A 25,459-nucleotide genomic window follows, 5' to 3' on the forward strand; every position below is an offset into this window, starting at 1 on the left:
CGCCACGGCGGCCTTCGTCGATCAATTGGGCTTGCATCCGATACCCGGGTACCGGCTTACCGTCATCGGTATGACCGCTGACGACCAGACATGGGTACCCGAGGCGTGCACCCTGCCGAGCGGGCAACAACCGCTGCGGCTGGCCGAGTTCGACGACCTGTTCACCACCGCCCTGCGAGGGCAGCAGCGCCTGTCCCCCACCCACCTGCGGTGGCGCCTCGACCCGGCCGCCGAGACGACCGCCCGGGACCTGACCGGCCGGGAAAGCTCCTGCTGCTCGTTCTTCACCTTCACGATCACCGCCGACACCGGTGTGCTGCGCCTCGACGTGCAGGTGCCGGCCACGCACGTCGACGTCCTCGACGCGCTCGCCCAGCGGGCCACCGCCGGGATGACGGCGTGAGCGGGCTGCGCAGCGGCCAGGTCGCCGCAGCGGCCGGGGTGAACCCGCAGACGCTGCGCTACTACGAACGCCGGGGCCTGCTCGCCGAACCAGAGCGCACCCTGGGCGGGCACCGCCTCTACCCCGCCGAAGCGGTCACCGTGCTGCGGGTGATCAAGGCGGCGCAGGCGCTCGGGTTCACCCTCGACGAGGTCGCCGACCTGCTCGACGCGGGCCGACATCGCCATGGCCGCCACCCCGACACCGGTCTGCGGCTCCGCGCCCGCACCAAACTCGCCGAAATCGAGGCGAAGATCGCCGACCTGCACGTCATCGCCGACACCCTGCGCGCCGCGGTGGACGCCGGCTGCGACGACCTCGTCACGTGCGCCGGCCAGCCGTGCTGCCCCATCCCGTTCGCCACCATCGCGGGGGAGCCTCCGATGCCGAAGCCCGTTGACCGCGGGTCGCAGAGCGTTACGACCTTGGTATGGATCGGAAACAGTGCCCGGCAAGCATCGGACGGGTGAGCGCATCGTCTATGATCGATACGCACTGTCCCTACTGCGCCATGCAGTGCGGAATATCCCTGACGACCGGCGACGGGCCGCCTCGACTGGCGCCCACCGAATTCCCGGTCAACAGGGGCGGTCTGTGCGCCAAGGGATGGACGGCTGCCGACCTTCTCGACCACGGTGACCGGCTGCTGAGCCCGCTCGTCCGTAAGGATCCCGCCGACCGCACCAGCCCGTTGCGACCGGCAGGCTGGGACGAGGCCCTGGACCGCATCGTCGACGCCATCCGCGCCAGCCAACACCGGTACGGCCCGGACAGCGTCGGGGCCTTCGGTGGCGGCGGGCTGACCAACGAGAAGGCGTACGCGCTGGGCAAGTTCGTCCGGGTGGCGCTGCGGTCGGCGTCGATCGACTACAACGGCCGGTTCTGCATGTCGTCCGCGGCGACCGCCTCGAACCGCTCCCTCGGGATCGACCGTGGCCTGCCGTTCCCCCTGGCCGACATCGCCCAGGCGCAGGCCGTGCTGCTGGTCGGCGCGAATCCGGCTGACGCGCTGCCGCCGTCCATGCAGTACTTCGACGCCGGACGGGCCGCCGGTGCGCGGCACATCGTCGTCGACCCCCGCCGTACGACCACCGCCGGGGGCGCTCACCTCCACCTGCAGCCACTGCCGGGCACGGACCTCGCACTGGCGAACGGGCTGCTGCACATCGCGATCCGCGAGGGCCTGGTCGACGAGACGTACGTGCGTGACCGCACGAGCGGTTTCGACGCGGTCCGGGCCACCGTGGCGGCGTACTGGCCGGACCGGGTGGAGCGGATGACCGGCGTACCGGAACGGGACCTGCGGGAGACGGTACGGCTGCTGGCGACCGCGACGTCGGCGATGGTGCTCACCGCTCGCGGCGCCGAGCAGCACAGCAACGGCACGGACACCGCGCAGGCGTACCTCAATCTGGCCCTCGCCCTGGGCCTTCCCGGACGGCCCTTCTCCGGCTACGGCACGATCACCGGGCAGGGCAACGGGCAGGGTGGCCGCGAGCATGGGCAGAAGGCCGATCAACTGCCCGGCTACCGACGCCTGGACGACCCCGCGGCGCGCGCACACGTCGCGGCCGTCTGGGGCATCGACCCGGACGAGTTGCCCCGGCCCGGCCGGTCGGCCTGGGAGATGCTCGACCGGCTCGGGACCGACGACGGAGTACGCGTGCTGCTCGTGCTGGCCAGCAACATCGCCGTGTCGGCCCCGCACGCCAACCGGGTGATGGACCGGCTGCAGGCGCTGGACCTGCTGGTCGTCTCCGACATCTTCCTCTCCGAGACCGCAGCCGTGGCCGACGTGGTGCTGCCCACGGCCCAGTGGGCGGAGGAGGAGGGCACGATGACGAATCTGGAGGGGCGCGTCATCCGCCGTAAGCGGGCCCTGTCGCCGCCGCCGCAGGTCCGCACCGACCTACGGATGCTCGCCGACCTCGCCGGCCGGCTCGGGCGCGGCCGCTACTTCGACGACGATCCGCGCCGTGTCTTCGACGAGTTGCGCCGGGCCAGCGCCGGCGGGACAGCCGACTACGCCGGAATCACGTACGAGCGCATCGAGGCGGAGCAGGGGGTCTTCTGGCCGTGCCCGAGCGAGGACCATCCCGGCACGCCACGGCTGTTCATCGACCGGTTCCCGACCGCCGACGGGCGGGCGAGGTTCTTCCGGGTGGAGCACCGCGATCCGGCGGAAGTGCCCGACGCCGACTATCCGTACGTGCTGACCACCGGCCGCAACATGCAGCAGTACCAGAGCGGCAACCAGACCCGCCGGGTCGGCGCCCTGACCATGGCACTGCCGGACGCCCGGGCGGAGCTGCACCCGGATCTCGCCCGCCGACACGGCATCGCCGACAACGACGTGGTGGAACTGCGCAGCCGACGCGGGCGGGCGCTCTTTCGGGCGCGCCTCACCAACGGCATCCGCCGGGACACCATCTTCGCACCGTTCCACTGGGCCGGCAGCTCCGCCGTGAACGCGCTGACCGACCCGACGCTGGACCGCCACTCGCGGATGCCGGCCTTCAAGGCCTGCGCGGTGTCGATCGCCCGCGCGGGCGGGCCGGACGACACCGACCTGTTGACCAACCCACCGCCCAATCCAACATCTCAATGAGCAAGGGAGCGTCGCTGTGCACACCACTCCCCGTTTCTTGCAAGGCGTCTACAACTTTGAGGGCAAGGGCCTCGACCGGCCCGGCCTCGTCGACGGCTCGCTCAGCTACGTGGTGCCGGGCGGCGTCGTCGCCCAGCCGGTCTACTTCCGCGGCGGCAACGCCAGTGACGAGTTGATCTGTGTCCTGCTCGTGCGCGACGGCCAGCCGATGCGGTACTTCCCGATCGGCGCCAAGTCCGACGTCCACGTGCCGCTGCGGGTGGTCGAGGACCTCGACTCCGGCACCGGTCTCGAGCTGCACGTGGCGGCGCCCGCCGGGGTGTCCGGCACCGTGATCGTCGACCTGGGGCTGGTCGAGGTCTGATGGACGCCGTCGACAAGCGCCGGCGCCTCGTCGTGGTGGGCAACGGGATGGCCGGCGCCCGCACGGTCGAGGAGATCCTCGAACGCGGCGGGGGTGACCAGTTCGCCATCACGATGTTCGGCGAGGAGCCGTACGGCAACTACAACCGCATCCTGCTCTCCAACGTGCTCTCCGGGGTCGACGACGAGTCGGGCATCTTCCTCAACGACATGTCGTGGTATGCGGAGAACGGCATCACCCTGCACGCCGGCACCCGGGTCACCCGCATCGACCGCTTCGCGCGACGGATCTACGCGGACGACGGCACCGAGACGCCGTACGACAAGCTGATCATCGCCACCGGCAGCCGGGCGTTCGTCCCGCCGATTCCCGGCCTCCACCGCCCTGGGCGCGGCTACCACCAGGGAGTGTTCGCGTTCCGCACCATCGACGACACCCGCAACATGATCCGGTACGCCCGCGAGCACGAGCGCGCGGTGGTGATCGGCGGCGGCCTGCTGGGTCTGGAGGCCGCCCGCGGCCTGCAGAATCACCTGGCCCACGTGACCCTGGTGCACGCCGCCGGCCATCTGATGAACGCTCAGTTGGACGCTCAGGCGGGCGCGATCCTGCGGCGCAGCATCGAGCGACTCGGCATCGAGGTCGTTCTCGGCGCGCACACCACCGAGGTGCTCGGCAAGCACGCCGTGACCGGGGTCAAGCTCAAGGACGGTCGGACCATCGCCTGCGACGTCGTCGTCGTGGCCGCCGGCATCCGGGCGAACGCCGAGATGGCCGCGACCAGCGGGCTGCCGGTGGAGCGGGGCATCGTCGTGGACGACCAGATGCGCGTGCAGGACGAGGTCGACATCTACTCGGTCGGCGAGTGCGCCCAGCACCGCGGCGAGACGTACGGCCTGGTGGCTCCGCTGTGGGAGCAGGCGCGGGTGCTCGCCGACCACATCACCGGGACGAACCCGAAAGCGGCGTACCACGGCTCTCGGCTGGCCACGAAGCTCAAGGTGGCGGGCGTGGACGTCGCCTCGATGGGCCTGAAGGAGGCGGAACGCGACGACGACGAGACGATCGTCTTCGCCGAGCCGCGCAAGGGCGTCTACAAGAGCATCGTCATCCGCGACGACCGGCTCGTCGGCGCGACTCTCCTCGGCGACGTGCGGAAGGTCGCGTTCCTCATGCAGGCCTTCGACCATGGGCTCGCCCTGCCGAAGGAGCGGGTCGAGATGCTGTTCGACCTCGGCGCGCCGTCGGCCGACGTGAGTGCCGCGGAGCTCGGCGACGACGTGCAGGTGTGCAACTGCAACGGCGTCACCAAGCGGGCGCTGGTCGGCACCGTGCGGGGCGGCGTGAAGACGCTCACCGGTGTCATGGACGCCACCCGCGCCGGCAAGGGCTGCGGGTCGTGCAAGGGCCTGGTCGCCCAGATCGTCGAGTGGGCCGCTGACGGCAGGGTCGAGGACGACCCGGCCGCGAGCTGGTACGTCCCCGGTGTGCCGATGCCCAAGTCGGAGCTGATGGCGGTGATCCGCGAACACGGCCTGAAATCCGTCTCCGCGGTGTTCGCCACCCTGGTGCCCGGCGGCGAGGAGGACGCGAAGAGCAAGATGGGCCTGGCCTCGCTGCTGCGGATGATGTGGGGCGACGAGTACGTCGACGAACGCGACGCCCGCTTCATCAACGACCGGGTGCACGCCAACATCCAGCGCGACGGCACCTTCTCGGTCGTCCCCCAGATCAAGGGCGGCGTGACCACACCGGCCCAGCTCAAGCGGATCGCCGAGGTCGCCGAGAAATACTCCGTACCACTGGTGAAGATCACCGGCGGCCAGCGCATCGATCTGCTCGGCATCCGCAAGGAAGACCTGCCGAGGGTGTGGGCGGACCTCGACATGCCCTCCGGGTACGCGTACGGCAAGAGCTTCCGGACGGTCAAGACCTGCGTCGGCTCCGACTTCTGCCGCTTCGGCGTCGGCGACTCCACAGCTCTCGGCATCGCGATCGAGGACCGGTTCAAGGCCATCGAGGGCCCCGGCAAGATGAAGCTCGCCGTCACCGGCTGCCCCCGTAACTGCGCCGAGGCGTACGTGAAGGATCTTGGTGTGGTGGCCATCGAGGGCGGCAGGTGGGAGATCTACGTCGGCGGGGCCGCCGGCGCCCACGTACGCAAGGGGGACCTCCTCGCCGTCGTCGACTCGCCCGACGAGGTCATCACGCTGACCGGCCGGTTCCTGCAGTACTACCGGGAGAGCGCGAACTGGTTGGAACGCACGTACGCGTGGGTGCCCCGGCTCGGCATCGACCACATCCGGGCGGTGGTCGTCGACGACAGCGACGGCATCGCGGCGCGGCTCGACGCGGCCATGGCTGCCTCCGTCGCCGCGTACCGGGACCCGTGGCTGGAACGGCGGGACCCGGTCACTCCGGGGCAGTTCCGCACCTCCCTGCCGTTGACGGTCCTGCCTCAGGTGCCGGTCCGCGAAGCCGTGCCGGTCTCGGTCCCGGGACCGGTGGTGCCGTCGATCGGCTCCGCCGTGCCGGGGGGCGGCTCGGCCGGCAACGGGCACGGTGGCAACAGCCACGAGGCGCGCGGTGGCAACGGCCACGAGGGGCGCGGCGACAACGGGACCGGTGCCGGTCCGGCGTCCCCGAGGCGGGCGTGATGGCCAGGCTCGTCGCCGTGGAACACCGGCTCGGGCCGGTCGACGAGATCCCCCTCGGGGAGGGGCGTGCCTACGCCGTGGGTGACGAGATGATCGCCATCTTCCGGCTGCGTGACGGCAGCCTGCGCGCGCTGTCGGCGGTCTGCCCGCACGCCGGCGGGCCGCTCGCGGACGGCCTGGTGGACATGCGGGTCGTCGTCTGCCCTCTGCACCAGAACACCTTCGAGTTGGCGACCGGCTGTTCGACCACCGGACAGCCCCCACTCACCGTGTATCCGGTCCGCGCCGACGCCGACGGACGCCTGGTGGTGGGTCTGCCGCCGGCCTGAGGAGCGAACCACTCACGGTGTCGAGCGGACCGAGGACTCACCTGGGAGGAACCATGACCACGGCCGTGCCCGACAGCATCGAGCAGGACCGGCGCAGCCGGACCCTTCGCGGACACTGGATCGACGACTGGCGGCCCGAGGACCCCATCTTCTGGCAACGCCGGGGATCCCGCATCGCCCGACGCAACCTGATCTTCTCCATCTTCTCCGAACACATCGGCTTCTCCATCTGGACGATGTGGTCGGTCCTCGTGCTGTTCCTCGGGCCGCAGTACGGCATCGACCCGGCCGGGAAATTCCTGCTCACCGCCGTGCCCGCACTTGTCGGGTCGGTGCTGCGGATCCCGTACACCCTTGCCGTGGCCCGGTTCGGCGGCCGCAACTGGACGATCATCAGCGCGTCGCTGCTGCTGATCCCATGCCTGTTCGGCGCCTTCCTGATCCGACCCGGCGTCTCGTACTCGACGCTGGTGCTCATCGCCGCGCTGGCCGGGGTCGGCGGCGGGAACTTCGCCTCCTCGATGGCGAACATCAACGCGTTCTACCCCGACCGGCTCAAGGGCTGGGCGCTCGGCATCAACGCCGGCGGCGGCAACCTCGGCGTCGCCGCGGTCCAACTCGTCGGCCTGTTCGTGCTGGCGGTCCTGGGGGCGGGCAGTCCCGGCATCGTCGCCGGCATCTACCTGCCGGCGATCGTGCTGGCCGCACTCGGGTCCGCGATGTTCATGGACAACCTCAGCCAGGCCCGCAACGAGAAACGGGCCATGCGGGACGTCACCCGCGAACCGCACACCTGGATCATGTCGCTGCTCTACATCGGCACGTTCGGGTCGTTCATCGGCTTCGGGTTCGCCTTCGGCCAGGTGCTTCAGGTGCAGTTCGCCGACACCTTCAACACTCCGGTGAAGGCCGCGTACCTGACGTTCCTCGGACCGCTGCTCGGCTCGCTCATCCGTCCCGTGGGCGGTGTCCTGGCCGACCGGCTCGGCGGGGCCCGGGTCACCTTCGTGAACTTCGTGGCGATGGCGGCCGGCGCGTCCATCGTCCTGCTCGCCTCCCAGCAACGTTCGCTGCCGTTGTACCTGGTCGGCTTCATCGCGTTGTTCGTGTTCAGCGGCATCGGCAACGGCTCGACGTACAAGATGATCCCGGCGATCTTCCGGGCCAGGTGCGGTGTGCGGTCGACCGCCGGCGGCCCGGACGACCCGCACGACCGGGCGGCGGAGCACGAGGCCCGGCGCCTCTCCGGCGCGCTCATCGGCGTCGCCGGTGCCATCGGCGCGTTCGGCGGGGTCCTCGTCAATCTTGCCTTCCGGCAGTCGTTCCTGGCCTACCGGACAGCGGACGCGGCCTACATCGCCTTCATCGCCTTCTACGCGATCTGCTTCGTCATCACCTGGTTCGTGTACCTGCGCCCGGCACCCGGGAGACTTGAGGGCGTCTGAGGCCCGGTGTCCAGCCCAGGGCCCCGCAGCGGGGACGAGGAGGCCCGGCCGACGCGTCAGCCGAGACCGGAACCAGTTCGCCACCGCAGCTCGTTCGAGCGTCTTTCGAGCGCGGTGTGGCAGCATCGGGCTCGTCCGTGCCCGGACCACCGGCGCGTCGGCGTCAAGGGATTGCCGTGTCACGAGACAGCCGAGGAGTGATGAGCATGGCGCTCGACGAGAGCGAGTTCGACGGTCTGCGTCGCCAGCTGCGCGAGCTGAGCGATCGGTCCGAGATCACCGACCTGATCACCCGCCTGGGTGTGTGGCTGGACGGGCACTGCCTGGAGGATCCCGGTGAACTGTTCGCCGCCGATGTGGTGGCGGAGACCCCAGTCGGCCGGCAGGAGGGCTTCGACGTCGTCGTCGACGGCGCCCGGCGTGCGCACGCCGACTATGCACGGCTGCAACACTTCGTCTCGAACGTGCTGGTGGACATCGACGGCGACCAGGCCAGCGCGCGGGCGCATCTGGTGGCCGTCTTCATCTCCGCAGGAGAGCAGGCCGCTACCCGGGTGCTGGTCGGCCACTACCGCTTCGGGATCGTCCGCACCACGGTCGGCTGGCGGATCTCTCTCCTCGCCATCCTGCCGTCGTGGAGCTCGCCGGTGAGCGAGGCTGCCCTGATCCCCTCGCCCGGCGCGTAGTCGGTGTTGGTCGAACGCCAGGCCCGCTGAGGGCGGTCACTGTTCGGGGCGGCCGGGCACAGGGCCTGTGTCGAAGTCCTCGGTCGAGCCGAGGCGGAGTCCGGGCGGCGGACCGACACAGGCCCTCGCGCTCGGCGGCCCTCGTCAGAACAGCTGGTCGTGATCCACCCGGCGGTACTTGGTGAGCAGCGCGTCGTCGGCGCCGCGCACCAGAATGTCACTGACCACGCAGCTGGGCGCGATCGTCGGCGTGCCGTTCGGCCGGGTGGTGACCACCAGCGCGTAGCAGGTCGAGCGGATCGACCCGTCGTCCTGCGGCTCAACGTCGATCATGTTGAACCAGTGCCTGCGCTGCACCGGGTCGTTCTCGAACTTCTTGTGGAAATCGAACAGGTCGGCGACGATTCCGGCGCGGGTCCGCGCCGGTTCCCGACCGGGAGTGTGCCCGAACTCCGCGTCTTCGGTAAATGTCTCCGCGTACGCCTCCAGCTTGCGGTCGTCGAGCTGGCGCATCTGGCGGGCGTAGAACTGCTGCACCTCCACGTAGAGGTCGGTGAATGTGCGGGTCGGCGCCATGCGGTCCTCCGGTGCGATCGGCTCAGGAACTGCGTCCACTTCACGGTGCGGCATCCGGCTCGAAGGTCGCTCGAACGACGCCCGGCGCCCGGTCCAAGACAACCTCGATCGCCGTTCGAGCCGCACGGCCGACTCTGGGCGACGTCCGACACGTCAGCATGAATGGGGAGACCATGACGGAGAACCGGCGGGTGGCCATCGTCTCGGGAGCCACCAGCGGGATGGGCCTGGAGATCGCACGCTCACTCGCCGAGAAGGGCACCCAGGTCTATCTCTGTTCCCGACGCGACGCGGCGGTCGCCGCCACGGTCAAGGAGTTGCAGGACCAGGGGTACGACGTGGACGGCCGCAGCTGCGACGTGCGCTCCGCCGAGGACGTGGACCGGTTCGTCCGCGCGGCGGTCGACCGGTACGGATCGGTCGACATTCTGGTCAACAACGCGGGCCGCCCCGGCGGCGGAGCGACCGCGGAGATCGACGACGAGCTTTGGCTGGACGTCATCAACACCAACCTCAACAGCGTCTTCCTGATGACCAAGCGGGTGCTCAACACGGGCGGCATGCTCGACAAGGGGTGGGGTCGGATCGTCAACATCGCGTCCACCGGCGGCAAGCAGGGTGTGGTGCACGCGGCGCCGTACTCGGCGTCCAAACACGGCGTGGTCGGCTTCAGCAAGGCGCTCGGCCTGGAGTTGGCCAAGACGGGGATCACCGTCAACGCCGTCTGCCCGGGCTTCGTGGAGACACCGATGGCCGAGCGCGTTCGGGAGCACTACGCCGCGATCTGGGGCGTGGACGAAGCCGAGACGCACGCCCGTATCACCGCCCGGGTGCCGATCGGCCGCTACGTCGAGGTCCAGGAGGTGGCCGCGATGGTCAACTACCTGATCAGCGATGGGGCGGGGGCGGTCACCGCGCAGGCTCTCAACGTCTGCGGCGGGCTCGGCAACTACTAGGGCCTGCGCGAGCCATCGCCGGTATGCCGACAGCATCGTCCATCCGCACGTGATCAGAATCTCGAGGGAGGCACAGCCATGTCCCAGGACACCGCGGACCCGACCCGGATGCCCGCCGGCGAGGACGCCAACGGGCCGGAGTCCCCGGCCGTCTCGGACATCGAGGCTTCGTTGGAACTGGTCCGGACCAACGCCTTGCAGCTACTGAAGGGCTTCAGCCACGCGCCCAGCGTGTTGCGGATCCGGGCCGGCGGGGTGACCGTCGAGGCGGAGTGGCCCACCGGGCAACCGCTGCCGGCCCATCCGATCACGCTGCCGACCGCCACGGCGCCGTCCGTAGCGACGCTGGACGGTCCGGTGGTGCCGGCGGGCGTCGAGGTGCGCGCGCCTGCGGTCGGCGTGCTGTTTCATTGCCCGTCGCCGGGTGCCGCGCCGTTCGTCAAGGTCGGTGACCGGGTGGAGGCTGGCCAACAGATCGGGATCGTCGAGGTGATGAAGCTGATGATCCCGGTGAACTCGGGCTGCGCCGGCACCGTGACCGCGGTTCTCAAGGACGACGGTGACGCCGTGGAGTTCGACGAGCCGCTGTTCCGGATCGACCCGACCGGGTCCTGAATCCGGTGACGCGGGCGACCGGCACGGCAGCGCGCCGGCGGCCGCCCGCGCGGTTCAGGCGACGGCGGGGTACCGGCGGGCGCTGCTGCTCTCGCCCTGCAGGACCGCGAGTTGCAACCGCTGCATCTCGATGGTCGGCTCGACACCGAGCTCCCGATCCAGGATCCGGCGTAGGTCCTGATAGGCCTGCAGGGCCTCGGCCCGCCGGCCGGACTCGAAGAGCACCTCGATCAAATGAGCATGGAACGACTCGTTCAGGGGGTGCGCGGAGACCAGGGAGCGCAGTTGCGGCACGAGCTCGAGGTGGCGCCCGAGACTCCTCTCGGCCGTAATCCGTAGGCCGACCGCCTGGATCCGCAACTCGTCGAGGTGAGCCACTCGCCCGCCCAACACCTCGCCGATAACCAGGCCGGCGAACGCCGGCCCTCGCCACAGCGCCAATCCGGCGTTGAGATAGTCGACCGCCTGCTGGGGGTGGCCCTTTTCGAGCAGTTCACGCCCGCGGCGCACGGACTGAATGAAGACGTTGACGTCAATGTCGTCAGGGTGCACCTGAACGCCGTATCCAGGTGGCCGGGTGACGACGATGTTCCTATTGCCGTCGACCATTTCCCGGGTCAACATGCGGCGCGCGTGATAGATGTAGGTCTGCAAAGTCGTCACGGCACTCCGTGGCGGCTTCTCGCCCCACAGCTCGGCGATGATCGTGTCGACGCCAACATTCTCCGGGCACTGCACCAGCAACAGCGCAAGCACCTGGCTGGTCTTCGAAGCATTGACCGAGAAAGACGATCTTTCGCCGGTGACGATCTCCATCGGTCCCAGAATCTTGAACTGCACGTCACACTCCCCGTGTGTGTCATGTAGGCGACTATGCGGAGGGCCGCAGGCAAGTGATCTGCCACAGAGCCGCTACGGACAGATACATCGATGTGTTCGTATTCCCTGGATGGGCCCTGACGAGCCTCTAACCAAACCCGGCGTCGCTGATCAAAACTCCCGCGTGCCCCCCGCGTCGGGCCATGCCCCCTGCCCGCGCCTGGCGATCCGCCCTGGCCGCGTAGCGGAAATCATTCCGCTTACAGCTACGAGGGGTAATTTTACACAGCCGCTCCGTCATCGCAATGGGGCATCCGCATCCGCCCCAGCGGGCGTCGGAAATTTCCGGTTAACAGATTGTTTCAGCCGCGCAGCCGCGCTGGACACACCGGTCAATTCACCCTTTCGTACTCAGCGCTGTGATGAACTGCACATCGACTTGAGGCCCTTCTAATGCGGATATTCGACATGGGGAATAACTGCCGAGCCGCGCGGACCGGGGCCGAAGCCTGGCGCGAAAGTCGCATATCCAACAGTCAACCGACGGGATCCCTCAGGATCCGACCGGACCAACGCCGATCCCCGCACGAATCCGCCATTCGGCCGACCCTTTGACAGCTGAGTGACGATGCCCGGCCTTGATCGAATTTATTACACTGGCGGATGCACGGGGGGATTCGTCCGCAGCCGTGGAGTGCGCTCGTTCCGGCTGCGGGGTTCTTTTGTTTTGAAATCTTTCTGATCTGTTTCTTTGCGGTGCGGATCGGACTGCTTCCCGTGCGTACCAGCGCCCTCGGCGCTCCGCACATCCGCCGGCGCAGTGTGGCGCCGGCTCAGCTGTCCAGGAAGGACTGGAATGGCAACAATCAGTAGAAGAGGACTCCTTGTCGGCGCAGCCGCGGCGACAGGTGCAATGACGGCCGGAGTGGGTGCCGCGGCGGCCCTGGCGGATGAGCAGACCGACCCCGCAGTCCCGGCGGCCCGCGTCGTGACCCCGGGCGACGCCCGCTACCCCGACGTGGTGGTCGGCAACAACCAGCGCTTCGTCGCGGCACCCGAGGCGGTCTTCCTCGCCGGCTCCACGCAGCAGGTGCTCGACGCCGTCCAGAAGGCCGTGCGGGCCGGCAAGCGGATCTCCGTACGCAGCGGAGGCCACTGCTACGCCGACTTCGTCTACCACTCGTCCACCAAGGTCATCATCGACATGTCGGCGATGAACGCCATCGGCTACGACCAGACCCGCAACGCCTTCGCCATCCAGCCGGGCGCCCTGTTGGGCCAGGTCTACGAGACGCTCAAGAAAGGTTGGAACGTCACTCTGCCCGGCGGGGTGTGCCCGACCGTGGGCATTGGGGGGCATGTCGCCGGCGGCGGCTACGGCCTTCTCTCCCGGCGCTACGGAGTGGTCGCCGATCACCTGGAAGCCGTCGAAATGGTGGTGGTCGACAGGCTCGGTGTCGCCCGGGTCGTGGTTGCCTCGCGCAACTCGGCCGACGTCAACAGGGACCTCTGGTGGGCTGCCGCAGGCGGGGGCGGCGGCAACTTCGGCATCGTGACCAAGTACTGGTTCCGCTCGGTCGGCGCCAGCGGGACCACTCCGGGCCAGCAACTGCCGCAACCCCCGGCCGAGGTGCTGGTCAGTTCGCTGCCGGTCGGCTGGCCCACGCTGACTCAGGAGGCTTTCACCACACTGGTCCGCAACTTCGGCACCTGGTACGAGCGCAATGCCGACCCGTCCTCGCCGTACACGGCACTGTCCGGGGCAGCGTTCATCACCCACCGGTCGGCCGGCGGCTTCGGCCTGGTGACTCAGATCGACGCGGCGGTGCCGGACGCCGCCCGGATGCTCGACGAATACCTCGCCGCCATCACCCAGGGCACCGGCATCGTCGCGCCGTACCCACCCCGCAGGCTGCGCTGGCTGGCTGCCACCCGCTTGATCGGCACCAGCAACCCGGCGACCATGCTGGATCCCACGATGCGCAGCACGGTGAAGTCGGCGTACATGAGGAAGGGCTTCACCGACTCGCAGATCGCGGCGCTGTGGCGCGGCCTGACCCGCACGGACTACGCGAACCCCAACGCCACGGTGCAACTGACCGGCGTGGCTGGCGGCAGGGTGAACTCACTGTCCGAGACGGCCACGGCCTACCCGCACCGCAACGCGAGCTTCCTGACGCTGTTCGAGAACTTCTGGATGGATCCCTCGCAGGATGCCGCGCACGTCGGTTGGCTGCGCGACATCTATCACCAGACGTTCGCGGAGACCGGTGGCTACCCGGTGCCGAATCTGCAGACCGACGGTTGTTACATCAACTCACCGGACATGGACATTCGTGACCCGGCCATCAACCGCTCCGGGCTGCCCTGGTCGACGCTGTACTACAAGGGCAACTACGCGGGCCTGCAGCGGGCGAAGGCGCGCTGGGATCCGCTGAACACCTTCCGTCACTCGCAGTCGATCGAACTGCCGTGAGCAACGGCCGGCCGGCGCACCGAGGCGCCGGCCGGCCGACGCGGTGGCTACGGGTGCTCCTCGCCGAGCAGTTCGTCGACCAGGGAGGTGGTGTGTCCCGCGGAACGGAACCGAGGGTCGTTCAGAACGGCGGCGAGGAACTCCTGGGTGGTGCTGACTCGCGGGCCGCGTACCCGGAACTCGGCGAGCGCACGACGCATCCGCTCAATGGCCTCATCCCGGTGCGGCGCCCAGATCACCAGCTTGGCCAGGAGGGAATCGTAGTTGGGCGGGATCCGGTAACCCGGGTACACGTGGGTGTCGACCCGGACGAAGGCGCCGCCGGCCGGCACGAACTCGTCGACAGTTCCCGGGGTGGGCGCGAAGTTCTGCGCCGGGTCCTCGGCGTTGATCCGGCACTCGATCGACACGCCGCGGCGGTGCACGTCGTCCTGAGTCATCCTCAGCCGCTGGCCCGCCGCGATCAGGATCTGCTCACGGACCAGATCCACGCCGGTGACCATCTCGGTCACCGGATGCTCGACCTGGATCCGGCAGTTGACCTCCATGAAATAGAAGGAGCCATCCGGGTCGACCAGGAACTCGAAGGTCCCCGCGCCGACGTAGCCGGCCGCCAGAGCACCCTGCACCGCAGCCTGCCCCATCCGCTCGGCCAGGCCGTCCGGCAGGTTGGGCGCCGGCGTCTCCTCGATCAGCTTCTGGTGACGTCGCTGCACCGTGCAGTCCCGCTCCCCCAGGTGTACGGCGTTGCCGTGGCCGTCGCAGAGGACCTGTATCTCGACATGACGTGCCTTGGCGAGATAGCGCTCCACGTAGACCCGGCCGTCCCCGAACAGCATCTGTGCGGTGGCCTGGGTGCGCCGGAAGGCGTCGACGAACTCGGCCGCACCGTGCACCACCTGCATGCCGCGTCCGCCGCCGCCCGCCGCCGCCTTGATGATGACCGGAAAGCCGATCGTCGAGGCCAGGTCCCGCGCGGCCTCCGCGTCGAGCGGGTCGAGGCTTCCCGGCAGCAGCGGCAGGCCGGCACGGGACATCAGGGCTCGCGCCGAGGTCTTGTCACCGAGGACCGCCATGACCGACGCCGGCGGCCCGATAAGGGTGATGCCAAGCGCCTCGCACGCGTCGGCGAAGTCCGGTGACTCGGACAGGAACCCGTAGCCGGGATGGATGGCGTCGGCTCCGGTCTGGTCCGCCGCCTGCAGCACAGCAGCCGCGTTGAGATAGCTCTGGGACGGTGGCGGCGGGCCGATTTGCACGGCTTCGTCGGCCAACCGGACCACTGTCGACTCGCGGTCGGCGGTGGAGTGCACCGCCACCGTGGGAATGCCCATCTCCCGGCAGGTTCGAGCGACCCGAACGGCGATCTCGCCCCGATTCGCGATCAGAATTCTGCGGAACATATCAGTGCGCCTCTTCGCTCATCGTCCGCAGCTCGGCCTCGATCGTCACGGCCGAACCGAACTGGCGGAACCGGGCCCGGCGGTCGATGCCCAACTCCCGACGGCTCAGTTGGCTGAGCCCGTACAGGCTGTGCCGCAACGCGGCGCCCAGCCGGTCGGCGGCGAGCAGCCGATCGGCCCCGGTGCCACCGGCGGGTTCCGGGATCACGCCGTCGACGACGCCCAGCCGCAGCAACGTTCGGGCGTCGAGGCCCAGCGCGCGAGCGGCCTCCGGTGCTCTGGCGGGGTCCTTCCAGACGATCGCCGCGCACCCCTCCGGGCTGATCACGGAGTAGACGCCGCTGGCGAAGATCAGCACCCGGTTCGCCACCGCCAGCCCGAGGGCGCCACCGCTGCCACCCTCACCTATGACGACGCTGACCACCGGAATGGTCAGCGCGGCCATCAGGCGCAGGTTTTCCGCGATCGCCACCGCCTGCCCCTGCTCCTCGGCGTCCGCGCCGGGGTAGGCACCGGGCGTGTCCACAAGCGTTACCACGGGCACGCCGAGCTTCTCGGCGAGGCGCATCAACCGCGCCGCCTTGCGGTATCCGGCCGGCCGGGGCATCCCGAAGTTCCGCCGAATCAGTTCGGTGGAATCGTGGCCCTTCTGCTGACCGATCACCATGACCGGTCGGCCGTCGAGCCAGGCGAGCCCACCGACGACCGCCGGGCACTCGCCGGAGATCCGGTCGCCGTGCAGCTCCAGGAAATCCTCGAAGATCATCGAGAGGTAGTCCAGAGTGGTCGGCCGTTGGATGTCGCGCGCCTCGCCGACGCTGCGCCACGGGTCCTGCTCCGACAACTGCTGGTGGGAGCGGATCACCGGATCGGCCACCTCGGGCGCGGTCGGCTGCTGCGGGCCGGCACCGACCCGTAACAGGCGACCGAGTGCCAGCCGCAACCGACGACGCTCGACGATCATGTCGATGAAGCCTCGGTCGAGCAGGAACTCGGCCGTCTGGAACTCCGGCGGCAGCTGTTGGTGGATGGTCTGCTCGATCACCCGACGACCGGCGAATCCCAGCCGCGCGCGAGGCTCGGCGACGATCACGTCGGTCAGCGTGGCGAACGACGCGGCGACGCCGCCGAAGGTCGGGTCGGTGATGAGCGCGATGGTGAGGATCCCGGCCCGGTCCAGCTCACCGAGTGCCGCGCTGGTCTTGGCCATCTGCATCAGCGACAGCGCGCCCTCCTGCATCCGTGCCCCGCCCGAGGCGGTGACGATCAGCAGCGGCGTACGCTCCACCAGCGCGGTCTCGGCCGCCAGGGTGATCAGCTCGCCCACCGCGGTGCCCAGGCTGCCGCCGAGGAACCGGAAGTCCATCACCGCCATGACCACCGGGCTGCCGCCGATGAACGCCCGCGCGCAGAGCACCGCCTCGTTGAGACCGGTCCGCCGGCGTGCCTGGTCCAACCGAACCGAGTAGGGCACGGTGTCGGTGAAGCGCAGTGGATCGTTGCCTGTCACTTCGAGCGGCAGCAGTTCGTAACGGCCGTCGTCGGCCAACTGGGTGAGTCGTTGCTCGGCGGTGAGCGGCAGGTGCACCTGGCACTCGGGGCACACCCGGGCGTTGCGGTGCAGGCGCTTGCCATAGACCGGCACGTGGCAGCCAGGACAGAGCACCCAGTCCGCACTGCTCTCACGCGCGATGGTTCGGGTCATCGTCGTCCCCCTCTGCTTCGTCCAGCTTCAGATCTTGAAGACCTGGGTTGCGTACGCCGCGGCGGCGGGCTCGAACTGCACGGCGATGTGGCTGGCGGCGCTGTTGACGTCGCGCCACACCCGCTGCACGGGGCTACCGGTGGTGTGTCCGGAGGTGCCCGCCGCGCGGAACAACCGGTTCACCGCCGTGACCGTGGTCTCCATCGCCAGCGAGCAGTCCCGCAGGTTGCGGCTGACCTCGAACGGCGTGATGCCGGCGCCCTGGTCGGCGACCTGCGCGGCCCGCCGTACCAGTAGCTCGGCGGCATCGATCTCGCCGCTGGCCCGCGCCAGGACCAGGTCGTACGGGCCGCGCTCGATGGCCGGCGCGCCGGGCCGGGCGGCCGCGCCGCGGATCTTGTCGCCCACATATGCGGTCCACGCCCGCTGGGCGCCGCGGGCGGCGCCCAGCACGGGTGCCACGAACGACAGTCCGTTGACCGCCAGCAGCGGAACCACGTGGCAGGCGGCGGTGGAAGCCGCGGGCGTACCGGTGAAGAGGTTCTGCCTTTCGAAGGAGCGCGCCTCGGGCACCACTGTCGCCTCGAGGGTCACCGTGTTGCTACCGGTACCGCTCATTCCGACGTTGGACCAGGTGTCGGCGATCTGGTAAGCCGAGCGCGGGACCGCGAACATCCGAGCCGCCTCCGGCCCGTCGGCCGGTACCCGGGCGCAGAGCAGGGCCCAGTCGGAGAAGTCGACGGCGCTGATGTACGGCCAGGCGCCGGAGACCTGCCAGCCGCCACTCACCCGCTGCGCCGTACCGGTCGGCGCCAGCGACCCGACGACCACCGCGCCGGGACCGGTGGCCCAGACCTCGGCCTGCCCAGCGGCGGGCAGCAGGCCGGCCATCCGGCCGAGGTTGGCCACCAGGGACGCACACCAGGCGGTCGCCGCGCACGACTGCCCGACCCGGGCGACGGCCTCGCTCAGCTCGGTGAAGGTTCCTTCCTTGCCGCCGTGCGCGGCGGGCACGAAGTGCGCCGCGAAGCCGCCGGCGCGCAACGCTTCCACGACGTCGCCGGACAGCCGGCGCTCCGCCTCGGACTGCGACGCGCAGCGAGCCGCGACCACGGCGAGATCCTCGGCGTCGGCGATGAGATCGGTGGGGCTGGGCGATGGAACGAGCATCCTGTTGGCCTCCTCGTCGGTGCGGACCGCGGTCGGCAGGCGGATGCGGCGACGTGGCCGACCGGGCCCGCGCCCGCCCGACGACCATGGCGCGGCGCGGTCGAAGACCGCTCGACCAAGGCTGGAGGGTGGCTCGACGCGGGAGCGGGACGGCCGGCGGAGACGCTCAGAGGTTGAGGCGCAGCAGGTCGTCGAGACCGCTCTTGAGCACGTCGGTGCCGAGGCCGCGCTCGCGCAGCTGGTAACTGATCAGGGTGGCCGAGACCGGCGCGAGCAGCGCGGCCGCGACGTAGTGCGGGTCGACGTCGGGGCGAGCCTCGCCGAGCAGACTGGCCAGGTGGGTGTGGTAGACCATGTACGGCCCGCTGCGATATCGCGCCACCGGCGAGCTGGTCTCGGTGACCAGCAGCATTTCCAGCTGCGCCTCCACCCGGTCCACCAGGGCGTGCAGGAAGGCGTGGATCCGCTCCCCCGCCGACGCGCCGGGGCCCAGCGGCGGCGGGCCCTGCAGGAAGGCGGCCTGGAAACTGGCCTCCTCCTCGTCGAGCAACGCGAAGATCAGTCCGGCGCGGTCGCCGAAGCGGCGGTAGGCGGTGCCGGTGCCCACTCCCGCGGCCCGGGCCACCTCGTCGAGGGCCAGCGCCTTGACGCCCTCGGTGGCGACGATGCGCGTGGCGGCGTCGAGCATCTTGCGGCGGTTGCGGGCGGCGTCGGCGCGTTCGATTCCCGGTTGTCCCGCGATCGACAGTGTCGCGGGGACCGGCGCCGATGCCGCCTCCGACTCTCCAACCACCTGACGTCCTCTCTCCCGCGGCCACACCCCCGGCAGCCGGTTGCGCCCGTCCGCCCATTCTGCCGTGACTGCGCCGTCGCGGCAGTGTACGCAGCCCTTTTGCGGGTGGAGGCCAGCGGCGCTGCGGTCGTTGCAATCGGAAACCTTTCCGGATAGCCTCCTGGCTAAGTGGAAGAGCTTCCGCTTAGCTCGTCTTTCGCGAAGGGTCCCATCACCCATGACTGCCAAGGTCGCCGTCATCTACTACTCCTCAACCGGCAACGTCCACGCGCTCGCCGAGGCCGCCGCCGAAGGTGCCGCCAAGGCCGGCGCCGAGGTGCGCCTGCGTCGGGTCACCGAGCTCGCCCCCGAGGCGGCCATCGACCACAACCCCGCCTGGCGCGCCCACCTGGAGGCCACGGCCGACGTGCCCGTCGCCACCCTCGACGACCTGGAGTGGGCCGACGCGTACGCGTTCGGCACGCCGACCCGCTACGGCAACGTGTCCGCTCAGCTCAAGCAGTTCCTGGACAGCACCGGGCCGCTGTGGGCGACCGGGAAGCTCTCCGGCAAGGCGGCCACCGGCTTCACCAGCGCCGGCAACATCCAGGGCGGCAACGAGTCCACACTCCTCGCGCTCTACAACACGATGCACCACTGGGGGTGCATCATCGTTCCACCCGGCTACACCGACCCGAGTGTCTATGCCGCACACGGCAACCCGTACGGCACCGGCAACGCCGCGTCCGACGACGGCCCCAGCGAGCAGGTCCTGGCCGCCGCCAGCTACCAGGGCAACCGGCTCGCCACGATCAGCGCGCAACTGCTGCGCGGCGCCGTCCCCGCCTGACCGTCCCATCGGGGAGGAGACCCGGCGATGACCGACGTGACTCAGCACGAACAGGTGTGGGACGACTTCCGCAACGGCTTCGACAGCACCGGGCCCGGCAGCCGGTGGTTCCACACCACGGCCGGCCCGCACGTCGCCGACGACGGGGTGGTCACCACCTCCGCCGACGGACTGCAGGTGGTTTCCGGTGGGCGGCACCCGGGCACCGCGGAGCCCGCCTTCACCCGCACGGTGCCGCCCGAGCCCGCCGACGGCGCCGGCCTGCCCGGCGTCCTCGACCACGTGAAGTGGCTGGTCTACGCCCAGCACCAGGCGAGCACCGGGCTTCCCGGCTTCGACGCGACGCCGGGGCGGGTGCTCTCCTGCTCGGCGACCTTCGGCGGGCGCACCTACGGCACCGGCGGTCACCCGTTCGGCGCCGAGGTGGCCGACCCGGACGACGATCTGCGTCTGGCCACCGCCGCGATCAACGCGTTCGACGCGGAGACCTACGTTGTCTTCGACTTCTTCCTGACCAACAAGCGGGTGTACGCGTTCTACGAGCGGTTGCCGTTCGCCCGGGACACCCTCGGGGACTACGCGGCGTTCTCCTACGGCGTCCCGGTCGCCGATCGGACGCCGGACGACGAGCACCGCGTCGAGATCGGCTACGACCGGTTGGCCGGCACGGCCCACTGGCTGCTCGACGGGCGCGAGGTGTTCCGAGTCGACCGGATCGGACACCATCTGCCCGGCCGCCGGCACCTGGTGCTGGACCACGGTGGCACCGAGACGACCGCCCAACCGCGTCAGCTGAACTTCGGCATGGGGCTGTTGAGCCTGCTCGACGGCACGGCACCCGGCCATTCTCCGCACGGGCTGGCCCGGCTCTCCGGCGTGCCCGGCTTCTATCTCGACCCCATCTCGGGCGGGCCACAGAAGTTCGCCGACGAGCACAGCCACGCCGAGAGCCGCCTCTTCGGCCAGGGGGCCGAGCTGCGGGTGCGGCGGTTCACCATCACCGAGGCGACGCCCCGGTGAACTCACGGGACGTGCTCGGCACCTGGGAGCTGCTCTCCTATGTCGACGTCGTGGGCGACGACGTCCGGCCAGGGCCGCTCGGTGATCATCCTCGCGGGCTGCTGGTCTACACCGCCGACGGCCACATGTCGGTCAGCATGATGCGCACCGGCCCGGCGCCCGAGAGCACCGGGCCGGACGACCAGGTCGAGACGTTCATGGGCTACGCCGGCACCTGGCGCGCCAGCGGCTCGGAGATCCGCCACACGGTTCTGGTCAGCGCCCACTCCCGAATGGTCGGCTCGGAACTCGTCCGGCATGCCGCGCTCGATGGCGACGTCCTCACCCTGCACGGCACCTCGCCGGTCAACGGCCGGCCCCGCCGCCGCCGGCTCGTCTGGCGCCGCACCACACCGACTCTCTCCAATACCGTAGAAAGGCACGTCACCATGAAGGCACTCGTCGCACCCTCGTACGGCCCGATCGACCAGCTCACCCTCGCCGAGCTGGCCAAGCCGGCACCCGGGCCGGGCCAGATCCTGATCAAGCTGCGGGCGGCAGCGCTCAACCCGCTCGACGTCAAACTCGCCACCGGAGTGATGCGCGAGATGATGCCGGTGTCGCATCCCTTCGTGCTGGGTCTGGACGCGGCCGGCACGGTCGAAGCGGTCGGCGAGGGCGTCACCCGGTTCTCCCCCGGTGACGAGGTGGTGGCGTTCACCCACCCGGTCGCCGGCGCGGTCGCGGAGTACACGTTGGCGCTGGACGGCCCCGAGGTGGTGGCCCGACCGGAGACGCTGGACCCGGTGGACGCCGCCGCTCTGCCGGTGGCCGCGATGACCGCGGCCGGCATCGTCGAGCAGGCCGGCCTGAACAGCGGTGACTCGCTCCTGGTGGTCGGCGCGACTGGTGGTGTCGGCTCGTTCGTGGTTCAGCTCGCCGCCCAGGCCGGTGTCCGCGTGGTGGCGACCGCGCCGCCGTCGGACGCCGACTACGTGCGTGGCCTCGGTGCCACGGCGACCATCGACTACACCTCCGCCGACACGACCGAGGAGGCGCTGCGCCACGTTCCCGGCGGCGTCGACGTCGCCGTCGACCTGATCAATGCCGGTCCCGGGCTTGCCGGCACCGCGGCCGCCGTCAAGCCCGGAGGGCTGCTCATCTCTCCGGCCGGTGGTCCGCCGGTCTTCGACCGTGAGGTGCGCGCCACGTACGCGCACATCGAGGCCACCGACGGCCGGCTGCAGCGGATCGTCGAGGCGACGGCGTCGGGTGAGCTGCGGGTCGAGGTGAGTGCCCAGTTCCCGTTCGCCGAGGCGCAGCGCGGTGTCGCTGAGTTCGCCGGCAAGCACACCCGGGGCAAGGTCGTCATCACCTTCTGACAGTTTCCCACCACGGCGCCCGAGAGGCGAGGAGACCCACGGTGTACGACTTCGCCACCGACCTGGCCGACCGGCTGTCCGCGTTGCCCCGGGTTGACTACGCCGATCTGCCCGCCACCCGGGCGGCGTTGCGTGCGGCGGTGGCCCATCACCGGCCGTACCAGCCGTCTCGGCCGGTCGAGGTCGGCGACCGGCTGGTTCCCGGGCCGCCGGGCGCCCCGCCGGTCGCCGTCCGGGTCTACCGGCCGGATGCCGACCGGCCGCAGCCCGCGCTGATCTATCTGCACTGGGGCGGCTTCGTCACCGGAGACCTGGAAACCGTGCACCAAACGTGCCTACGGCTGGCCGACCGGATCGACGCCGTGGTGGTCAACGTCGGCTACCGCCTGGCCCCCGAGCATCCGTTTCCGGCGGGGCTCGAGGACTGTTACGCGGCGCTGGAATGGCTTGCCAAGGAAGGCGCGGGCCTTGGCGTCGACACCGGGCGCATCGCGGTCGGCGGGGAGAGCGCCGGTGGTGGCCTCGCCGCGGCGCTCGCCCTCGCCGTACGCGATCGTGGCGGCCCGGCGCTGCGGCTGCAGTGCCTGCTCTTCCCCGCGCTTGATGACCGGCTGGAAACGGTGTCCGCACGCGCGTTCACCGACACCCCGATGTGGGATCGGCACAACGCGCAGGTGAGCTGGCGGTATTACCTGGGCGACGCGGCCGGGGGCGACGCGGTCGACCCGCTGGCGGCGCCCGCTCGCGCCGACGACCTCGGCGGGCTACCCCCGGCGTACGTGCTGGCCTGCGAGTACGACCCGCTCCGCGACGAGGCGCTGACCTACGCACACCGGCTCATCCAGGCGGGCGTGAAGTCCCGGATCGGCTACCACCCGGGCACCTTTCACGCGTGCATCGCGCTCGGCGACACCGCCACCGCTCAGCAGATCCTCACCGAGCAGGAATCGTGGCTGCGCGACGGCCTGCACTCCCGACCGGCTCCGCACCCGCGACCGGGCGGCGTGCCCGGCGGAAAGGCATGACCGATGACCGTGTGGGACGACTTCAACGACGGCTTCCGGACCGAGGGTGCCGACGCGCGCTGGGCCTACTACCGCCTCGGCGACTACGTCGGTGACGACGCCGAGGTGTCCACCTCGGCGGAGGGTCTGCGGGCGGTGTCGCCCGGTCGGCACCCGAGCACCGGCGAACCGGCGTTCACCCGGACTCTTCCGCAGGAACAGGGACCGGAGGCGGTGCCGGGCGCCCTCGATCACGTGAAGTGGCTCGCCTACCCCAACCATCTGGCGTCCAGCGGCCACCTCGGCTTCGACGCCGATCCTGGCACCGTGCTCTCCTTCGAGGCGTGGCTGTCCGGGCGCACCTACGGCACCGCGGGTCACCCGTTCGGCGCGGCGGTCGCCGACCCGGACGACGATCTGCGCCTGGCCTCGGTGGCCATGCCGGTCCTGGACACCGAGACCGCCATGGTCTTCGACTTCTTCCTGACCAACAAGCGGGTGTACGTCTTCTACGAACGCCTGCCGCACGCCCGACACGAGCTCGGTGACTACGCCGCGTTCCTCTACACGGTGCCGGTGGCGTCACGCCAGCCCGACGACGAACATCATCTGGTCATCTCCTATGACCGGGCGGCCGGCACGGTCCGGTGGCAGCTCGACGGCCGCGAGGTCTTCGCCGTCGACCGTCTCGGCTACCACCTGCCCTCGCGTGAGCACCTGATGCTCGATCACGGAGGCAAGGAGACTCGCACCGAACCTCGGCAGCTCGCCGGCGGCCTGGGGCTGTTCACCATCCTCGACGGCGCACTGCCCGGGCACGACGCGGCCGGCCTGGTTCGGCTCACGCCCGCCGCCGGGCACTACCTCGACCCGGTCGGCGGCGGCGCGCAGCGCTTCACCGACGAGCAGAGCCAGCCGGAGAGCCGCCTTTTCGGCCAGGGCGCCGAGCTACGTGCCCGCCGCTATCTCGTGTCACAGACACCGTCCGCCTGAACTCGGCCCCCCGTATGGTCGAGACGGGGCCCCCGGGACGACATCGCCAGGCGACACCGGCGCGTCCCGAGGGCCCCAGTCCGTTGTCATCTCCTTATTGGAAGGAATCGCGGATGCATAACCGCGTGCTCGGCCAGAACCTGACCACCTCCGCTCTCGGCCTCGGCTGTATGGGCATGAGCGAGTTCTACGGTGACCGCAACGACGTCGAGTCGGTCGCCACGATTCACCGGGCGCTGGAGCTCGGCGTCACCCTGCTCGACACCTCCGACATGTACGGCCCGTTCACCAATGAGGAGTTGATCGGCAAGGCCATCGCCGGCCGCCGGGATCACGCGGTGGTCGCCACGAAGTTCGGCGTGGAACGGCGCCCCGAGGATGGCTATTTCGGCATCAACGGCCGCCCTGACTACGTGCACCGGGCCTGCGACGCGTCGCTGCGCCGGCTCGGGGTGGACCACATCGACCTGTACTACCAGCACCGCGTCGATCCACAGGTGCCGATTGAGGAGACCTGGGGCGCGCTGGCCGAGCTCGTCGCGGCGGGCAAGGTGCGCCACCTCGGTATTTCCGAGGCCTCGGCGGACCTGGTGCGGCGGGCGCACGCCGTACACCCGGTGACCGCCGGACAGTATGAGTACTCGCTGTTCAGCAGGGAGCCGGAGACCGAACTGCTGCCCACCCTGCGCGAGCTGGGCATCGGGCTGGTGGCGTACTGCCCGCTCGGGCGAGGGCTGCTGACCGGCGCGATCACCGACCTCACCCAGCTGGAGGCCGACGACTACCGGCGCGGTACGCCCCGCTTCCAGGGCGACAATCTGCGGCACAACATGGAGCTGGTGGCGCGGGTGCGCGAACTGGCCACCGCCAAGGGCGTCACCGCCGCCCAGCTGGCACTCGCCTGGGTGCTCAGCCGCGGCCCTGACGTGGTGCCGATCCCCGGCACCAAGCGACGTCGCTACCTGGCGGAAAATGTCCAGGCGCTCGACGTCGAGCTGACCGAGGCCGAGCTGAACGCGATCGACGCGGCCACGCCGCCCGGCGCGGCGGCCGGCGGCCGCTACCCGGAGCAGCCGCCGCTGGCGCGCCGCTGACCACGAACGTCGGCCGGGGTCGGGGGGGGGCCCCGGGACCCGGCGCCCGTGGGGGGGGGGGGCGCGAGGGGGGGGGGCGGGAGGGGGGCCCGGGGGGCCGGCCGGTGGGCGGGG

At 70.3% G+C, this 25,459-nt stretch carries 23 protein-coding genes; 17 read left to right on the forward strand and 6 right to left on the reverse strand.

The genetic code is table 11. The annotated features are described in order from the left end of the window. Nucleotides 1-70: 70 nt before the first annotated feature. The 8 genes from AB0B57_RS35035 to AB0B57_RS35070 all read left to right on the forward strand — a co-directional run bounded on the left by AB0B57_RS35035 (nucleotide 71) and on the right by AB0B57_RS35070 (nucleotide 8,531). A complete protein-coding gene (locus tag AB0B57_RS35035) occupies nucleotides 71-403 on the forward strand; it encodes a hypothetical protein (RefSeq protein ID WP_357080138.1) in 333 nt (110 codons plus the stop codon). Then, a complete protein-coding gene (locus AB0B57_RS35040; protein ID WP_357080141.1) occupies nucleotides 400-912 on the forward strand; it encodes a MerR family transcriptional regulator in 513 nt (170 codons plus the stop codon). The genes AB0B57_RS35035 and AB0B57_RS35040 overlap by 4 nt, the downstream gene beginning before the upstream one ends. Nucleotides 913-923: 11 nt before the next feature. Further along, on the forward strand, nucleotides 924-3,050 hold the full coding sequence (locus tag AB0B57_RS35045) for a molybdopterin oxidoreductase family protein (protein ID WP_357080206.1): 2,127 nt from the start codon (nucleotides 924-926) through the stop codon (nucleotides 3,048-3,050). Nucleotides 3,051-3,066: 16 nt separating this feature from the next. Beyond that, entirely contained in the window at nucleotides 3,067-3,414 is a 348-nt protein-coding gene (locus AB0B57_RS35050; RefSeq protein ID WP_357080144.1) for a molybdopterin oxidoreductase, read from the forward strand. Then, a complete protein-coding gene (gene nirB / locus AB0B57_RS35055) occupies nucleotides 3,414-6,071 on the forward strand; it encodes a nitrite reductase large subunit NirB (RefSeq protein WP_357080147.1) in 2,658 nt (885 codons plus the stop codon). The genes AB0B57_RS35050 and nirB overlap by 1 nt, the downstream gene beginning before the upstream one ends. Further along, nucleotides 6,071-6,400 carry a Rieske (2Fe-2S) protein gene (locus tag AB0B57_RS35060; RefSeq protein WP_357080150.1) on the forward strand — a complete coding sequence of 110 codons (330 nt, stop codon included), beginning with the start codon at nucleotides 6,071-6,073 and terminating at the stop codon, nucleotides 6,398-6,400. The genes nirB and AB0B57_RS35060 overlap by 1 nt, the downstream gene beginning before the upstream one ends. Before the next feature lie 53 nt (nucleotides 6,401-6,453). Continuing rightward, complete coding sequence (locus AB0B57_RS35065) at nucleotides 6,454-7,845, forward strand: nitrate/nitrite transporter (RefSeq protein WP_357080153.1); 1,392 nt, start codon at nucleotides 6,454-6,456, stop codon at nucleotides 7,843-7,845. 206 nt (nucleotides 7,846-8,051) lie between these two features. Further along, nucleotides 8,052-8,531: a nuclear transport factor 2 family protein gene (locus AB0B57_RS35070; RefSeq protein WP_357080156.1), complete on the forward strand. Its 480-nt coding sequence runs from the start codon at nucleotides 8,052-8,054 to the stop codon at nucleotides 8,529-8,531. Nucleotides 8,532-8,675: 144 nt separating this feature from the next. Here AB0B57_RS35070 and AB0B57_RS35075 read toward each other — a convergent pair whose 3' ends face one another. Further along, nucleotides 8,676-9,107 carry a nuclear transport factor 2 family protein gene (locus AB0B57_RS35075; protein WP_357080160.1) on the reverse strand — a complete coding sequence of 144 codons (432 nt, stop codon included), beginning with the start codon at nucleotides 9,105-9,107 and terminating at the stop codon, nucleotides 8,676-8,678. A 173-nt stretch (nucleotides 9,108-9,280) separates the two neighbouring features. On the opposite strand from AB0B57_RS35075, the gene AB0B57_RS35080 reads away from it, so the two are divergent. Both AB0B57_RS35080 and AB0B57_RS35085 read left to right on the forward strand, forming a co-directional pair. After that, nucleotides 9,281-10,063 carry an SDR family NAD(P)-dependent oxidoreductase gene (locus AB0B57_RS35080; RefSeq protein ID WP_357080163.1) on the forward strand — a complete coding sequence of 261 codons (783 nt, stop codon included), beginning with the start codon at nucleotides 9,281-9,283 and terminating at the stop codon, nucleotides 10,061-10,063. A 78-nt stretch (nucleotides 10,064-10,141) separates the two neighbouring features. Next, on the forward strand, nucleotides 10,142-10,678 hold the full coding sequence (locus tag AB0B57_RS35085) for an acetyl-CoA carboxylase biotin carboxyl carrier protein subunit (protein ID WP_357080166.1): 537 nt from the start codon (nucleotides 10,142-10,144) through the stop codon (nucleotides 10,676-10,678). Between the two features lie 54 nt (nucleotides 10,679-10,732). Here the strand turns inward: AB0B57_RS35085 and AB0B57_RS35090 are convergent, their stop codons facing one another. Further along, entirely contained in the window at nucleotides 10,733-11,518 is a 786-nt protein-coding gene (locus tag AB0B57_RS35090; protein WP_357080170.1) for an AfsR/SARP family transcriptional regulator, read from the reverse strand. Between the two features lie 892 nt (nucleotides 11,519-12,410). Between AB0B57_RS35090 and AB0B57_RS35095 the strand changes: the two genes are divergently transcribed. Next, the gene (locus tag AB0B57_RS35095) at nucleotides 12,411-13,973 is read left to right on the forward strand and encodes an FAD-binding protein (protein ID WP_357080173.1); all 1,563 of its coding nucleotides are present in this window, start codon (nucleotides 12,411-12,413) and stop codon (nucleotides 13,971-13,973) included. Nucleotides 13,974-14,020: 47 nt separating this feature from the next. Here the strand turns inward: AB0B57_RS35095 and accC are convergent, their stop codons facing one another. From accC to AB0B57_RS35115, 4 genes are all read right to left on the reverse strand, one after another. Beyond that, nucleotides 14,021-15,376, reverse strand: coding sequence for an acetyl-CoA carboxylase biotin carboxylase subunit (accC, locus tag AB0B57_RS35100; protein ID WP_357080176.1), 1,356 nt, complete (start codon nucleotides 15,374-15,376; stop codon nucleotides 14,021-14,023). 1 nt (nucleotide 15,377) lies between these two features. Continuing rightward, nucleotides 15,378-17,081 (reverse strand): acetyl-CoA carboxylase carboxyltransferase subunit alpha, encoded by a 1,704-nt coding sequence (locus tag AB0B57_RS35105; RefSeq protein ID WP_357080179.1) that lies wholly within the window; start codon nucleotides 17,079-17,081, stop codon nucleotides 15,378-15,380. Nucleotides 17,082-17,108: 27 nt separating this feature from the next. Beyond that, nucleotides 17,109-18,251 (reverse strand): hydrolase, encoded by a 1,143-nt coding sequence (locus AB0B57_RS35110; RefSeq protein WP_357080182.1) that lies wholly within the window; start codon nucleotides 18,249-18,251, stop codon nucleotides 17,109-17,111. Between the two features lie 166 nt (nucleotides 18,252-18,417). Further along, on the reverse strand, nucleotides 18,418-19,044 hold the full coding sequence (locus tag AB0B57_RS35115; RefSeq protein ID WP_357080185.1) for a TetR/AcrR family transcriptional regulator: 627 nt from the start codon (nucleotides 19,042-19,044) through the stop codon (nucleotides 18,418-18,420). 217 nt (nucleotides 19,045-19,261) lie between these two features. Between AB0B57_RS35115 and wrbA the strand changes: the two genes are divergently transcribed. The 6 genes from wrbA (at nucleotide 19,262) to AB0B57_RS35145 (ending at nucleotide 25,345) form a co-directional block, all read left to right on the forward strand. Beyond that, nucleotides 19,262-19,873 (forward strand): NAD(P)H:quinone oxidoreductase, encoded by a 612-nt coding sequence (gene wrbA, locus AB0B57_RS35120; protein ID WP_357080188.1) that lies wholly within the window; start codon nucleotides 19,262-19,264, stop codon nucleotides 19,871-19,873. Between the two features lie 27 nt (nucleotides 19,874-19,900). Next, nucleotides 19,901-20,893, forward strand: coding sequence for a DUF6081 family protein (locus tag AB0B57_RS35125; RefSeq protein ID WP_357080192.1), 993 nt, complete (start codon nucleotides 19,901-19,903; stop codon nucleotides 20,891-20,893). Beyond that, nucleotides 20,890-22,254, forward strand: coding sequence for a lipocalin-like domain-containing protein (locus AB0B57_RS35130; protein ID WP_357080195.1), 1,365 nt, complete (start codon nucleotides 20,890-20,892; stop codon nucleotides 22,252-22,254). The genes AB0B57_RS35125 and AB0B57_RS35130 overlap by 4 nt, the downstream gene beginning before the upstream one ends. 41 nt (nucleotides 22,255-22,295) lie before the next feature. Continuing rightward, complete coding sequence (locus tag AB0B57_RS35135) at nucleotides 22,296-23,279, forward strand: alpha/beta hydrolase (protein WP_357080198.1); 984 nt, start codon at nucleotides 22,296-22,298, stop codon at nucleotides 23,277-23,279. A gap of 3 nt (nucleotides 23,280-23,282) precedes the next feature. Next, nucleotides 23,283-24,251, forward strand: coding sequence for a DUF6081 family protein (locus AB0B57_RS35140; protein ID WP_357080201.1), 969 nt, complete (start codon nucleotides 23,283-23,285; stop codon nucleotides 24,249-24,251). Between the two features lie 113 nt (nucleotides 24,252-24,364). Next, the gene (locus tag AB0B57_RS35145; RefSeq protein ID WP_357080203.1) at nucleotides 24,365-25,345 is read left to right on the forward strand and encodes an aldo/keto reductase; all 981 of its coding nucleotides are present in this window, start codon (nucleotides 24,365-24,367) and stop codon (nucleotides 25,343-25,345) included. The last annotated feature ends 114 nt before the right edge of the window (nucleotides 25,346-25,459 follow it).

This window comes from Micromonospora sp. NPDC049101 (assembly GCF_040648675.1).
GTDB lineage: Bacteria > Actinomycetota > Actinomycetes > Mycobacteriales > Micromonosporaceae > Micromonospora.

Bases quoted from the DNA above. Each gene is read 5' to 3' on its own strand.
- AB0B57_RS35035 (WP_357080138.1), top strand. From the start codon at position 71: ATGACCGCTGACGACCAGACATGGGTACCCGAGGCGTGCACCCTGCCG.
- AB0B57_RS35045 (WP_357080206.1), top strand. From the start codon at position 924: ATGATCGATACGCACTGTCCCTACTGCGCCATGCAGTGCGGAATATCC.
- nirB (WP_357080147.1), top strand. From the start codon at position 3,414: ATGGACGCCGTCGACAAGCGCCGGCGCCTCGTCGTGGTGGGCAACGGG.
- AB0B57_RS35060 (WP_357080150.1), top strand. From the start codon at position 6,071: ATGGCCAGGCTCGTCGCCGTGGAACACCGGCTCGGGCCGGTCGACGAG.
- AB0B57_RS35065 (WP_357080153.1), top strand. From the start codon at position 6,454: ATGACCACGGCCGTGCCCGACAGCATCGAGCAGGACCGGCGCAGCCGG.
- AB0B57_RS35070 (WP_357080156.1), top strand. From the start codon at position 8,052: ATGGCGCTCGACGAGAGCGAGTTCGACGGTCTGCGTCGCCAGCTGCGC.
- AB0B57_RS35075 (WP_357080160.1), bottom strand. From the start codon at position 9,107: ATGGCGCCGACCCGCACATTCACCGACCTCTACGTGGAGGTGCAGCAG.
- AB0B57_RS35080 (WP_357080163.1), top strand. From the start codon at position 9,281: ATGACGGAGAACCGGCGGGTGGCCATCGTCTCGGGAGCCACCAGCGGG.
- AB0B57_RS35085 (WP_357080166.1), top strand. From the start codon at position 10,142: ATGTCCCAGGACACCGCGGACCCGACCCGGATGCCCGCCGGCGAGGAC.
- AB0B57_RS35095 (WP_357080173.1), top strand. From the start codon at position 12,411: ATGACGGCCGGAGTGGGTGCCGCGGCGGCCCTGGCGGATGAGCAGACC.
- accC (WP_357080176.1), bottom strand. From the start codon at position 15,376: ATGTTCCGCAGAATTCTGATCGCGAATCGGGGCGAGATCGCCGTTCGG.
- AB0B57_RS35105 (WP_357080179.1), bottom strand. From the start codon at position 17,081: ATGACCCGAACCATCGCGCGTGAGAGCAGTGCGGACTGGGTGCTCTGT.
- AB0B57_RS35110 (WP_357080182.1), bottom strand. From the start codon at position 18,251: ATGCTCGTTCCATCGCCCAGCCCCACCGATCTCATCGCCGACGCCGAG.
- wrbA (WP_357080188.1), top strand. From the start codon at position 19,262: ATGACTGCCAAGGTCGCCGTCATCTACTACTCCTCAACCGGCAACGTC.
- AB0B57_RS35125 (WP_357080192.1), top strand. From the start codon at position 19,901: ATGACCGACGTGACTCAGCACGAACAGGTGTGGGACGACTTCCGCAAC.
- AB0B57_RS35140 (WP_357080201.1), top strand. From the start codon at position 23,283: ATGACCGTGTGGGACGACTTCAACGACGGCTTCCGGACCGAGGGTGCC.
- AB0B57_RS35145 (WP_357080203.1), top strand. From the start codon at position 24,365: ATGCATAACCGCGTGCTCGGCCAGAACCTGACCACCTCCGCTCTCGGC.